The organism is Imperialibacter sp., assembly GCF_040222815.1.
Lineage (GTDB): Bacteria > Bacteroidota > Bacteroidia > Cytophagales > Cyclobacteriaceae > Imperialibacter.
In genome coordinates this window covers 310,087-322,635 of sequence record NZ_JAVKCH010000048.1, presented here as the reverse complement: position 1 = coordinate 322,635, position 12,549 = coordinate 310,087, and the positions used below count along the sequence as shown (strand labels likewise).

13 protein-coding genes are annotated in these 12,549 nt (G+C 47.6%); all 13 read right to left on the bottom strand.

The genetic code is table 11. The features are described from left to right. Nucleotides 1-2: 2 nt before the first annotated feature. Nucleotides 3-1,490, bottom strand: coding sequence for an O-antigen translocase (locus RIF36_RS24350; protein ID WP_350124338.1), 1,488 nt, complete (start codon nt 1,488-1,490; stop codon nt 3-5). 57 nt (nt 1,491-1,547) lie between these two features. Next, on the bottom strand, nt 1,548-2,678 hold the full coding sequence (locus tag RIF36_RS24345; protein WP_350125317.1) for a DegT/DnrJ/EryC1/StrS family aminotransferase: 1,131 nt from the start codon (nt 2,676-2,678) through the stop codon (nt 1,548-1,550). Further along, entirely contained in the window at nt 2,671-3,171 is a 501-nt protein-coding gene (locus RIF36_RS24340; protein WP_350125314.1) for an acyltransferase, read from the bottom strand. The genes RIF36_RS24345 and RIF36_RS24340 overlap by 8 nt, the downstream gene beginning before the upstream one ends. Continuing rightward, nucleotides 3,168-4,082: a DegT/DnrJ/EryC1/StrS family aminotransferase gene (locus RIF36_RS24335; protein WP_350125311.1), complete on the bottom strand. Its 915-nt coding sequence runs from the start codon at nt 4,080-4,082 to the stop codon at nt 3,168-3,170. The genes RIF36_RS24340 and RIF36_RS24335 overlap by 4 nt, the downstream gene beginning before the upstream one ends. Nucleotides 4,083-4,086: 4 nt before the next feature. Then, nucleotides 4,087-5,013 carry a GNAT family N-acetyltransferase gene (locus RIF36_RS24330; RefSeq protein ID WP_350125309.1) on the bottom strand — a complete coding sequence of 309 codons (927 nt, stop codon included), beginning with the start codon at nt 5,011-5,013 and terminating at the stop codon, nt 4,087-4,089. Nucleotides 5,014-5,032: 19 nt separating this feature from the next. Next, on the bottom strand, nt 5,033-5,449 hold the full coding sequence (locus RIF36_RS24325; RefSeq protein ID WP_350072280.1) for a sugar 3,4-ketoisomerase: 417 nt from the start codon (nt 5,447-5,449) through the stop codon (nt 5,033-5,035). Beyond that, nucleotides 5,446-5,862, bottom strand: coding sequence for a sugar 3,4-ketoisomerase (locus tag RIF36_RS24320; RefSeq protein WP_350072279.1), 417 nt, complete (start codon nt 5,860-5,862; stop codon nt 5,446-5,448). The genes RIF36_RS24325 and RIF36_RS24320 overlap by 4 nt, the downstream gene beginning before the upstream one ends. Nucleotides 5,863-6,150: 288 nt before the next feature. Then, entirely contained in the window at nt 6,151-7,092 is a 942-nt protein-coding gene (locus RIF36_RS24315; RefSeq protein ID WP_350125306.1) for an NAD-dependent epimerase/dehydratase family protein, read from the bottom strand. Between the two features lie 653 nt (nt 7,093-7,745). Beyond that, nucleotides 7,746-8,756: an SDR family oxidoreductase gene (locus RIF36_RS24310; protein WP_350119929.1), complete on the bottom strand. Its 1,011-nt coding sequence runs from the start codon at nt 8,754-8,756 to the stop codon at nt 7,746-7,748. A 137-nt stretch (nt 8,757-8,893) separates the two neighbouring features. Further along, complete coding sequence (locus RIF36_RS24305; protein ID WP_151998784.1) at nt 8,894-9,241, bottom strand: four helix bundle protein; 348 nt, start codon at nt 9,239-9,241, stop codon at nt 8,894-8,896. A gap of 65 nt (nt 9,242-9,306) precedes the next feature. Further along, a complete protein-coding gene (locus RIF36_RS24300; RefSeq protein WP_350119932.1) occupies nt 9,307-10,602 on the bottom strand; it encodes a nucleotide sugar dehydrogenase in 1,296 nt (431 codons plus the stop codon). A gap of 245 nt (nt 10,603-10,847) precedes the next feature. Further along, complete coding sequence (locus RIF36_RS24295) at nt 10,848-11,387, bottom strand: ArsR family transcriptional regulator (RefSeq protein ID WP_350072275.1); 540 nt, start codon at nt 11,385-11,387, stop codon at nt 10,848-10,850. A 283-nt stretch (nt 11,388-11,670) separates the two neighbouring features. Further along, nucleotides 11,671-12,177 carry a UpxY family transcription antiterminator gene (locus RIF36_RS24290; protein WP_350119935.1) on the bottom strand — a complete coding sequence of 169 codons (507 nt, stop codon included), beginning with the start codon at nt 12,175-12,177 and terminating at the stop codon, nt 11,671-11,673. Nucleotides 12,178-12,549: the final 372 nt, after the last annotated feature.

Below are 12,549 nucleotides of genomic sequence, written 5' to 3'. Positions count from 1 at the left end.
CTCTAACGTTTTCTAAACCTGGTTGCCAGGTTTTGTATCGCACCCCTAATATCCATCAACTGGTTGAGCTTTTGCAAAGAGAACCACCCTACTAAAATCAGAAAGAATCCCCCACTCAGGTAAGCCAAGGGGTAGTTCAGGTATTTGGCTGAAAGCGCCGATGCCAGCACAAGCACAAAGAGAATCAGTACTATCTTCCATTGGCTACTATTGAAAGAAAATCCATAAATCCATTTCATAACCACCAGCAGCGTGCAGAAACTCAACAAGTAGGAACAGCCCAGGGCTACCCCTAATCCTTCCAGGCCATACTGCTGATAAAAAAAAATATTTAGTGCCAACTGAATGAGAGCGGCAGACGCTTCTGTCACAAGAAATACCCTATTGTTGCCTGAAGCAATAAATATATAGCCCAACACCCACACCGGGGCTTTGAGAAACACGCCTACTACTGCCCACAATAAATAAGGTATGACCGACAAAAACTGCTCACTGAGGAGGAGTTTTATAAAAATAGGAGCTGTCAATATCAAAACAACAAGTAGGGGAGCCAGGATCAGGAGCATGAGCTCCAGTTGTTGGTGAACCACCTGTTTCCATTCCTCTGTCTTTAAATTGATTTTTTCTGCCAAGCGGGGGAAATAGTCGGTGGCCAGGGCCGTAAACACCAGGCCAACATAGGTATTGGTGATGGTGAGGCCGGCATTGTACAAACCCACGTCGGCTTCAGACCCCTGCCGATTGATAAACGTGAGAAGTACAAAGGAGATTCCTGAAGTCATGAGCATGCTGGCGGACAGACTGACACCCAATTTTGCCATATCGAGGCCCTGAAAGAAAGTCCGCTTGTAGTTCAGCTCGGCTGATTCGATCTTAACTTCACGATTTTTGAAAAACAGCGCTATCCCGAAATTGGCCATGGCTGTGGCTAAGATGGCAGGAACAATCCCCTGTATTCCAAAAAAGTAAAAAAGAGGTACCGCCACCAGCAATCCAGCCAGGCTACCCAATACATTGGCGCTGGCGAGGGCTTTCAGGCGTCTAAGGCCTCGCAAAAGGGTGTAAATCCCACCACTAACCGCACCAAAAACAAAAGTCACTGAAAGAAGCCTGAAAGCCCAGGCGTAACTGTCATTTTGAAAGACATATTGGCTCAGGAATGGAGCGCCAAAAAAAGTAAGGCCCCCGCCAAGTAGCGCAGTGAACCAAATCCATCTTCTGAAGACTGTATAGGTCACAGCAATTTTTCCCGGGTCGTTGCTGGAAGCGGCAATATCCCGAACGGCAGACTGTGGCAAACCCAGGTTGGTGATGTTCTGCAGCATTTGAATGGTGGTCATAAAGAGCCCATTGATACCCATTCCGGCCGGCCCTAGCAGCACGGCTACAAATTTTCCTCTAATGATGGTGATGATGATGTTAAATACCTGGACGCCTCCAAACAGCGAGGTTGATTTGAAAATCGATCTGTAGGAGGATTTATCTGACATTAGTCTTTCTGGTGGCCAAAGTAACAACAGGCGAAACAGCCCTCTGGAGCAACAAGATTATACCCTAAATTCATTGACAGCTTGTATGACAAAGTCTGCTCCCTCCCCGGCCAATACCTGACTGATCGGCAAGCTCAATACCTCCTCCGCTATTTGTTCACTGATTGGATAATTCAAATGGCCATATTCTGAGTAAGCCAATTGCTTGTGAGGAGGTGTTGGGTAATGAATGAGTGTTTGGATTTCCCTGGCTGCGAGGTGCTTTTGCAAGGCTTCCCGTTGTTTGGTTTTGATGACAAAAAGGTGCCATACATGTCCTTTTCTATCAGCGCTTCCCTCCTGCGCCTGCGGGTACGAGGGCAGTTCAATCAACGGGTTGGTGATGCCAGCCAGGTAGCGATCGGCCACTTCCCGCCGTCTTTCATTCCCGGCGTCGAGTGATTTTAGTTTCACTGATAAAAAGGCTGCCTGTATTTCGTCGAGGCGGCTGTTGATACCCTTGTACAAGTGTTCGTATTTTCTTCCGCTGCCGTAGTTGGCAATCGCTTTTACCTTTTGTGCCAGGTCTGCGTCGGCTGTAGCTACCGCTCCACCATCTCCTAAAGCCCCCAGGTTCTTCCCCGGGTAAAAGCTGAATGCAGCCGCATGCCCCAGCGACCCTGTCTTTCGGCCTTTCCACTCCGCCCCCACAGCCTGCGCATTGTCTTCGATAATTTTTAGTTGGTACTTCTCCGCCAGGCGTTCCAACTCGTCTGACCAGCATACTCGTCCATAGAGGTGCACCACCAAAATAACTTTGGTTTTGGGTGTGATTCGCCGCTCAATCAAGTCAATGTCCATATTGAAACCGGCCGGATCCGGCTCCACAAATATGGGAACCAGCTTATTGTCGGTCACCGCCAGTGTGGAAGCAATAAAGGTATGAGCAGGCACGATGACCTCGTCGCCATCCTTTAAAACCCCCTGCTCTTTATAAGATTGAAAGATGAGTTTGAGGGCATCCAGCCCGTTGGCCACGCCAATTACATGCTTCGCACCGGTGTAGGTCGCAAATTCCTGCTCAAATTTTGTCAGGAAGTCTCCGTTTAGAAACCAGCCAGAGTCAATCACTTCCGTGACCGCCTGAATCAATTCAGTTCTATGCTGCTGATTAATTTTTAGTAAATCAAGAAACTTAATTTCACTCATGCAGCTTGCTTATTTCTTCGTCAGTTAGTGTCCTGATTAGTTTCGCCGGGCTTCCTCCTATGATGGAGTAGTCAGGAAAGCTTTTTGTAACAAAGCTATTTACCCCGACAATACAAAACTTGCCCAATTCAACACCGGGCATAATAACCGAAGATGCCCCAATCCAACAATGATTGCCAATTATGACCGGGATTCGTTCAATTGGGAATATCCTTTGAAAGGCCTTCGACGCATTTGGCCCGGAGGCCGACATGATGTGTACATTCTGTGCAATGCTAACATTCGCTCCAATCGTCACTTTCTCTAAGTAACCATCGATGGTGGTGTTCATTCCAACGTAACACTCTTTCCCTATCTCGAGAATGAACTCAGGGCTACCAAATATGCTACATCGTTTAGCTATACGGGTGTTGTCCCCAATATCTACATTATTAAAATTGGAAGAAGGATCAATTTCAACGTCTTTTCCCAGAATAATGTTGGAAAATTTCATTTCAGGTTGATTTTTATGTTGCTTAAAAAATATGTCAAGTCAGGCTTTTTTAACACCTGATGCACCGGAATAAAAAATGTATCCTCGCCGTAAAAGATGCTACATTGAATCCCTTTTTCCCATAATGCTTCCTTGAGCTCGGGCAGGTTAAGCAGACCGTTGTTCCTAAAGAGACAGGCTCCTGGCACTATTCCGTCACTGAGAGGAATGCGCTCACTGAATCCCATACTGGTGAGCCCGTTAACGAGAAAATGATAGTTCTCAATTCGTTGGCTCGCAATGTCAGCGATTTTCCGCAAGAAGTGGGAAGCCACCTTTTGTATGTAGTCGTGCTCCTGGTTCGGCAGAAGTTGCTGAGAAAACTTCTCGTCATCCAGATCGTCCTTCATTGTCAGGAGGCCCCCTATTTGAACGGGGAATATCTTGGGAAAACTGTAAATGGTAAAGTCTCCCAGGTGCCCCGTATTTCCAGCTGCATTGTGAGACAAAAAGGAATAGGCACAGTCTTCAATAATTGGCAAGCCATGCTTTACCAACGCATCCATGTCTTCTACCGGGTAGCCAAACTCATGATTCACAAAAAGCACTTTTGTAGCCTGCTCAATTTTTCTTGACCATTTACAAAACCGCCCGATCTCATTAGTCACGCAACTGCTGATATAGAAATTATTGGTGGTGGTGATAATGGTGACCACATCATCCGGCTGCAAATGATAATGAGTAAGCGCCTGGTGAATAGCTTCTCTGCCTGACATGCAATACTTGTAACGACGAGGGGCGAACCGTTCTCCGAAATACGTTTCAGCATAGTCTTCGGATGGCAATTCATGATTGAGTGCCACATCAGCAGTGCTAAATGGGCTTAGCCGGTACGTTGGAAGAAGGTATTTGTCGGGGTTAGCTATGACCATTCTTTCAAACTGACCAAATATAGGAAGGCTTTATACTCACCTCACAACCTATGCTCTCTTTGAAATCACACAAACCGTAGTTGGGCAGAGAGTCTTCAGTCGATGGGCCAATGTCCAATACCTTTTTTCCAGCGTTTCGATAATGCTCAAAAAGCTGGCAGGCAAGAAAATTAACAGGTCGCAAGTGAGAGTACTCTACCATATCACCCCAGTAGATCACCTGCATGATGTCGTCCGTTACGGCGAAAACAATGGCAGCGGCAACGGTTACGTCCTCTTTTGTCACCAGAAAAAAATCGGCTTCAATAATTTTGGTGGTGCTGAGCATCTGCTGCCAGGTCATTCGCAAAGGATAGCCTTTGGCTGCCCTGTTGGCCGCAATCACCTGATAGGCTGCCTCTTGCTCGTCTGGCGTAGTGCACACCCTGAGTGCCAGTTTGTTGGCCAGGGCGTTGTTCAGGTTTTTTCTGGCGTTTTTTCGCAATAGACTGGCATAGGGCAGCTCCGTTTCCAGGTCGAGAGCGTAATTGAGATCCATATTTTTCTGAACAAACCCCTTTCTATAAAGCACATTGGTCACTTTCGATAGCACCGAAGGGTCGTAAAGCAGTGGCGGCGGAGTGATGACCAGCTCCGTGAGGAGGTTGCCCGTTATCCAGCTTTTCAAAGCATCAGCGGCTTCGTCGAGTTGCTCCAGCGACGGGCTTCCGGCCATAGAAAACCCTCCAAAGGGAGCCGAAAAAGGGGATTTCGCTGTCGCTCCTTTGATGCCAAGAATCAACCCCATGCGTATTTTTGAATCCTTAAATACTAAGAATTTTACAGCGTCGACTTTGTCAGCGTTCAGGGTATTAAAGCCCACGGTACTAAACACGTGCGCAGCGTCGACCATTGCGTTATATTCTTGTGCTGTTACTTCAACTATTTCCATATAATAGAAACCTTTGGTGCTATAAAGATTTATATGTCAGAAACTGATCGAAATCTCTTATATAGTCCTCTTCTGTATATAGCTCAGAGGCAAGTACCAGACAGATGGCTCCATTTGAAAAATTGGAAAGCTCCCTCCACAAACCAGGTGGCAAATAAAGACCAATATTGGGTTGATTCAACTGGACAGTCCTTTTCATTCTTCCGTCCTGCAACATCACATCGAAGCTGCCACTTGCAGCGATGATGAGTTGGTGAAGATCCTTGTGAGCGTGGCCCCCTCTGGAAGAAGCGCTTGGTAAGTCATACAGGTAGTATGTCCTCTTTATTCCGAAGGGAATTTCTTTAAAATTATTGATGGAAGTAATACTCCCCGATGCAGCCTTTATCTTCGGGAGCTCCAGCAAACTACAATCAAAAACAGTTGACTTGTTCACTTTGTCAGTCTTAAAAAAGAGGTGATGTCTCTCACATAATCACTTTCCCGATACTCGTGGCTAGAGATGTGGAAGCTCAACGCATTAGTGCTGAAATTTTCCATGTGCCTCCAGGTCATGGGGGGCAAATACAAGCCGTAATAAGACCGATTTAGCTGAATTTTTTCCGTTTGCCCATCAGCGCTTGTAACTACCACATCAAAAGACCCCGACAGGGCAATAATCACCTCGTGTTGCTCTTTATAGGCATGTGCTCCCCTGGTCTCTCCCCCAGGCACATCATATGTCCAGAATACTCTCTTTATATCAAAAGGGATATAGTTCCCATTTTCCATGAAGGTCAGATTCCCCCGTTCATCGATAATTTTAGGGAACTCTATGATTTTGTGATTTGACGCTTCGGAAACATTCATATCCAAAAGTAGTTCGTTTTCAATGCTAGTATCCTGTGAATCAAATTACAAACTGCTTCACAACTTTTGCAAGCGACGTTTTGCTCTTATACCCTACCGCCCCATTAAGTCCCATTGTGCTGGCCAGGTGTTTTCCACGTCGCCAGGCTGCACGGGCGTCATATTAAGAGTGGCTTTTTCCTACCCTCATTTTTCAGGCAGGCAATGAAGCCCATCAATTTCACGGAGTTTCCACTGCCTATCTTATCGATGGCATATGAGAGGCTGATGTTGACTTTATCAGGCATCCTACTTTTCTTCCTCCGTTGAGGTAAGGAGCCGAACTCCCGCCTTTAAGTCAATCGTTGATTGAAAGCCCAATTCCGTTTTAAGCTTTCCCACATTGGCCCGGCTATGGCGAATGTCGCCCTCTCTCGCTGGTTGATATTGAAGTACCAGTTCTCTGCCAAAAACAGAAGAGAATATTTCGGCTAAATGGGTGAGGTCACACGGCTCACCGGTTCCAACATTAAAGACATTCAACGAAGCAGGAGACAACATAGCCAATTCAATGGCTTTTGCCACCTCTGTCACATACACAAAGTCTCTTGTCTGCTTTCCATCTCCAAAAATGGTTACAGGTTGCTCATTTTGGATCAGGTGTTTGAATTTGGCAATTACACCTGAGTAGGGTGAATCGTTGAGCTGCCTGGGGCCATATACATTAAAAAACCGCAATCCGATGGCCGACAGCCCAAACCACTCGTGATACTTACCGGCATACCATTCGTTCAGCAACTTACTGGCTCCATACGGCGATAAAGGATTTGGTGCGTCGCCCTCACTGATTCTTCTTTCTCCCTGGTCGCCATAGATGGCCGAGCTCGAGGCGTACACTACTTTCTTCACCTTGCTCACCCGGGCAAAATCCAGCATGTTGAGGAACCCGCTAACATTAACACGATGGCAGTAGGCCGGGTCTCCAAAAGAAGCGGGCACGCTTACCTGAGCGGCCAGGTGGATTATATAGTCTGGTATAAAGTTTAGCGTTTGCCATGAAGACGAGTCGGAAATGTCGGCGTTGATGAGAATAACGGCCTCACCATGGTGCATGAGGTTGTTGGGCCGGCCAGTGACGAGATTGTCCATCACCATCACCTCGTAGTTGCCTTCGCTCATGAGTTGATCCACCACATGAGAGCCGATAAAACCTGCTCCGCCTGTGACTAGTACCTTTGGTTTAGTTGACATGAAGTGTTTTTAGGACGTTCAGATGGTTCGGACAATTCGGATGTTCGGATAGTTCAGACATTCGGACGGTCGGACGGTTCGGATAGTCGGATGTTCGGATAGTTCAGACATTCGGATGGTTCGGATGGTTCAGACATTCGGATGGTTCGGACAATTCAGATATTCGGACGGTTCGGACGGTTGGACGGTCGGATGGTTCGGATAGTCGGACGGTTCGGGAAATTCAGACATTCGGACGGTTCGGATAGTCGGATAGTCGGACGGTTCGGACGGTTCAACCTACGCCAAGGCTTCGGTTGACAAGTCGGACGGTCGGACGGTTCGGACATTCGGATGGTTCAACCTACGCCAAGGCTTCGGTTGACAAGTCGGACTTTCGGATGGTTCAGACATTCGGATGGTTCAACCTACGCTGAAGCTTCGGTAGACAGGTCGGACGATTCGGACTTTCGGGTGGTACAACCTACGCCACTACCTTCGCTACCACCTTCGCTACCACCTTCGCTAATGCTTCGGCGGTTGAAAAAGCTTCGGTCGACGGGTCGGACAATTCAGACATTCTGATGGTCGGACGGTTCGGATAATTCAGATGTTCGGATCGTCCGAGTGTCAGAGTGTGTGACCGCCTGAGTGTCTGAATATCTGACTGTCCATCATTTCGACGATTTATATTTAGCTTGATACCATTCGTATACCAACTCCAATCCTTCCCGGAAGCGGACAGTGGGCTGATAGCCCAATAGCTTAGTAATTTTGTTGATGCTGGCTTTGGAATGTTTTACGTCGCCGGGGCGCTCGGGGCCGTATACCGGCTTTATGTCCTTTCCAGTCATTTCCTGCAGCATAGTGATCATTTCATTGAGGCTGATCTGATCGCCACAGGCTGTGTTCATTACCTCATGTTGCCTTAGTTCTGCTAACAACATGGCCCTGATATTGGCCTGCACGGCGTTCGCTACAAAAGTAAAGTCCCGGGTGGTTTTGCCATCCCCATTAATCGTGGGCTGCTTGTTTTCGATAAACGCCTGGCAAAAGATGGGAATCACCGCAGCATAAGGGTTGTTGGGATTTTGATTAGGGCCAAATATGTTGAAATAGCGAAGCCCAATGGTGTGAAGGCCATAGGTTTTACTGAACACGTCGCTGTACATTTCGTTCACTGCCTTGGTCACCGCATAGGGCGACAAGGATTTCCCCTCTCTGCCCTCAACTTTGGGGAGGTCGGGGCTGTCTCCATAGGTAGAAGAAGAGGCGGCATACACCATTCTTTTTACACCCTTGTTCTCTTTTACCGCCACCAGCATGTTCAGGTGGCCAGCTATGTTTACTTCATTCGAAGTAACAGGGTCTTTTATCGAGCGGGGCACTGAGCCCAGGGCTGCCTGGTGTGTGACGTAGTCCATTCCCTCGACGGCTTTTTGGCAGGTAGAAAGGTCACGGATGTCGCCTTCAACGAATTCGAAATTGGGAAGGGACATGAACTCTTCGATGTTTTCGAAGTAGCCATTGCTCAGGTCGTCGAGCACCCGGACTTGACCTGCTCCGAAGCGAAGGAGGTATTCCACGATATTGGAGCCAATGAAGCCTGCGCCTCCGGTAATGAGGAATTTCTTGTTGGAGAGAGAGCCGGTATGGAAAGGGGTGTTGAATAATTTAGTATTCAAGAGATATGGATTAAAGGACAGTTCGGACAATTCAGATGTTCGGATGGTTCAGACAGTTCAGATGTTCGGACAGTCGGATGTTCGGATCGTCCGAGTGTCTGAATGTTTGAGAGTCTGAATGTCCGTTCGTCTGAGTATCAAACTTCCAGTTTTTTCTTAAACGCATAAATCTGCGAGGACAACTTCCTATAGCGATCGACAAGGCTATCTGCTTTGCTCTCATCGATTTGATTGATCCTTTTGGCGATGATCAACTGTGTACGTACTTCGCCAGCACTGCCTCCGGAAATATTCAGGAAACGACTAAATTCTTTCGGCGTCTGTCTTTCACACCCTTCAGCAATATTACTGGGTACAGAAATTGAAGACCGTGTCAATTGATCCTTAAGGGCGAAATTTCTGGAATTATCCACTTCTAAACATACTTCAACCGCCAAATCCACTGCTTCCTGCCAGATATTGAGTTTTTCAAAGTTGTGTTTCATGTTATTTTGACTTTCGGACTTTCGGATCGTCCGAGTGTCTGACTGTCTGACTGTCCTTTTCTTGTTCACAATCTACCATCAACAATTGCCTTCGGTAAAATTCCTTTTACATCGTATACCACCCCATTGTCGGAGACCAGGGAGCGGATGTCGAGCTGTGCAAATTCTTTGTGAGCTACAGCCAATATGACTGCATCAAATTTTCCTTCCGGAAGCTTATTCAATATGTCTATGCCATACTCCGCCTTTACTTCGGCGCTGTTGGCTTGCGGGTCGAAGATGATTGGCTCTGTGTGAAAAGACTTTAGCTCGTCAATAATATCGATGACCCTTGTGTTGCGTACATCGGGGCAGTTCTCTTTGAACGTAAAGCCTAATATAAGGCAGCGGGCATTCGCCACGGGAACACTTTTTTTCACCATGAGCTTGACCGTTTCAGATGCCACATAGCCTCCCATGCTGTCGTTCAACCGACGGCCGGCGAGGATGATCTCGGGATGATAACCTACTTCCTGTGCTTTTTGTGCCAGGTAATATGGGTCAACGCCTATACAATGGCCGCCCACCAGCCCCGGCTTGAAGGGTAAAAAATTCCATTTGGTGCCGGCTGCCTGCAATACCTCATGTGTGTCGATCCCCAGCTTGTTAAAAATCTTGGACAGCTCATTCACAAAAGCGATGTTAATGTCTCGCTGAGAGTTTTCGATCACCTTGGCAGCCTCGGCTACTTTCATGGAGGACGCTTTGTAGGTGCCGGCGGTAATCACCTTGCCATACAGCCCATCGATGAACTCAGCTGCCTCCGGCGTGCTACCTGAGGTTACCTTAAGAATTTTAGCCACTGTATGCTCCTTGTCCCCCGGATTTATCCGCTCAGGGCTGTAGCCTGCGAAAAAGTCTTTATTGAATGACAGTCCAGATGCCTTTTCCAGCACCGGCACACACTCGTCTTCGGTGACACCAGGGTATACCGTTGACTCATATACTACCACCGCACCAGGTTTCATCACGCTTCCCACCGTTTCGCTGGCTTTGATGAGCGGTGTAAGCACTGGCCTGTTGTGCCTGTCAGTGGGAGTAGGTACCGTGATAATGAACACATTGCAGCTAGTGAGGTCTTCCTTGGAAGCGCTCACTAAAAGGCCTTTGTCTGCAGAAAGCTCCTTCGACACAACCTTTTGAAGATCAGTATCGCTTACCTCCAGCGTATGGTCGTGGCCCTGATTAAGTTCTTTTACCCGAGCCAGGTTGATATCAAAACCAACGGTAGGAAATTGTTTGGCAAATTCGACGGCTAACGGAAGGCCTACATAGCCCAGGCCGATGAGGCCTATTTTAGGGTTGGAGGGGAAGTTGGTCATGGGATTAACGATGGCGGATATGAGAATACATATTTAAGATTGTGGCTCTGTATTTTAAGGTGTGTGAAACACAGCGCCTTTACGGTATTGTTTTTAGGGTGTGTGAAGACACAGCCCTGTCTGTTGTCTGGCGCTACTTCATTGCAACGGGTGTCTGACGGCTCTTGTGGAAGTGGCTATTGGCCGTACCGACACCCCTGACAGACTGACGCCTCTTGCCTGGGTGGCCGTGCCCGTGCTGAGGCCTACTCATCGGCAGACCAAAGCAACAGCAAAGGCTTGCGGTTCAGTTCGGATTTTACCTTGTCCATCTCGAACAAGCTGAATATGCTATAACTGATCTTTCTGTGAATAAGTTGCTCCGCTTTGGCCACCAAAAGGGACAAATACTGTGTGTCGATAGCATCACCTACAATCACCATGTCGATATTGGAAGTATTTTTCCCTTCTGCCAGCTCATTGATCAGGTAGACACTGTGGAGGTTACCTAGTTTATCCACCACCTTCTCCACAAGGACATCGAGCCCCAGGTAGTTACGCACCAGCTTATTGATCTCGCCGAAAAGCGGGTGCTGATCGTTGGCACTGTATACCTTCTTATTGCCTTCCAGTTCTGCTCTCAACAAGTTAGCGCCTTCAAGCCTGTTGAGTTCCAAGCGAATAGAGTTGGTGCTCTCCCCAAATTCTGTCTCCAGCGACCGCAAATACGATCTGCTGCCCGGGCTCAGGAAAAACCTGACCAGGAGTTTGATGCGTGTTTTGGATGTAATGAGGGTATCGAGCAAGGGGATGATTGTTCGGGCTGTTCGGACTATTCAGTGGTTCGGATGTTCAGACTGTCGGATGATTCGGACTGTCGGATGTTCAGACTTTCGGACGGGTCGGATTTTCAACCTACGGCGATGTTTAGGTCGACAGGTCGGATCGCCTGAGTGTCTGAACTGTCTGAGTATCGGACAATCTGACTTTCCAGTCTCCGGCACAGCTTCGCCTCCTCAGTCACACATCGTGACATCCGCCAACCATTTTTTTTTCATGTTAGGAAGAAAAAAACTTCCTTTATTCCACTCAACGAGCCTGTTGCAAATGCACAGCAGGCACTTCGGCCCGGATCACCTGGCCCAGTGACTCAATGTGAAGGATGATCTTGTTGCCTTGTCTGGCAATGCATTCTCCTTCCATGCCTTTAAAAGCACCCCAGTCTATTTTAACAGTTGATCCTTCTTGGAAATCGAAAGAAAGCTCTGACACATTTTTCGCGGCTAACTCTTGTGTGAAAATGCCAATGGCTTCAATTTCGTTTTGCCTTACAATGGCGGGCTTGCCTTGCCAGTACACAAAGTTAATGACGCCAGGCGTTTGAAGGATAGGTACAAGTTCTTCTACGGTAGCACTAACAAAAACATAAGATCTGAACAGAGGTTCCTGCACTTTCCTTTTCCGATCGCTCCACTGCCTGATGGAAGTAACCGTTGGGCAATAGCTTCTAAAACCGTGCTTCTTGAGGGTTTCCGCCGCCTTCTTCTCAGCCCTCGAGCGGGTATATAATACGTACCAATGGGTGGTTGCTGGCATAATGAGTAGAAATACTACTCAAAGGTAGGAAGCCGGATGGACATGTCATATTTTTTTTAGCACAATTCGAAGGGGGTCAGGAATTTCTGATTGGAGAGGCAGAAGACAATTGGAAGACCGGAGATAGCAGACCGGCAGATGGGCAGATGGAAGAATAGCATGCTTTAGAATTGCCTATTCGGTGTCTGATAGCTCTTGCAGGAATTGGTATGGCCGTACCGGCCCCTGTGTGCAATCCCTGAAAGGGGACAAAAAAGGCTGTCGGCGAAGCCACATCCTAAAAAGTTTGAAACCGACCCTCCTACGTCAACGGCTAAGGCAAGCGAGGAAAACCGAAGGCTGAAGACTGGAAAAGATTGGAAATGTCGGCAC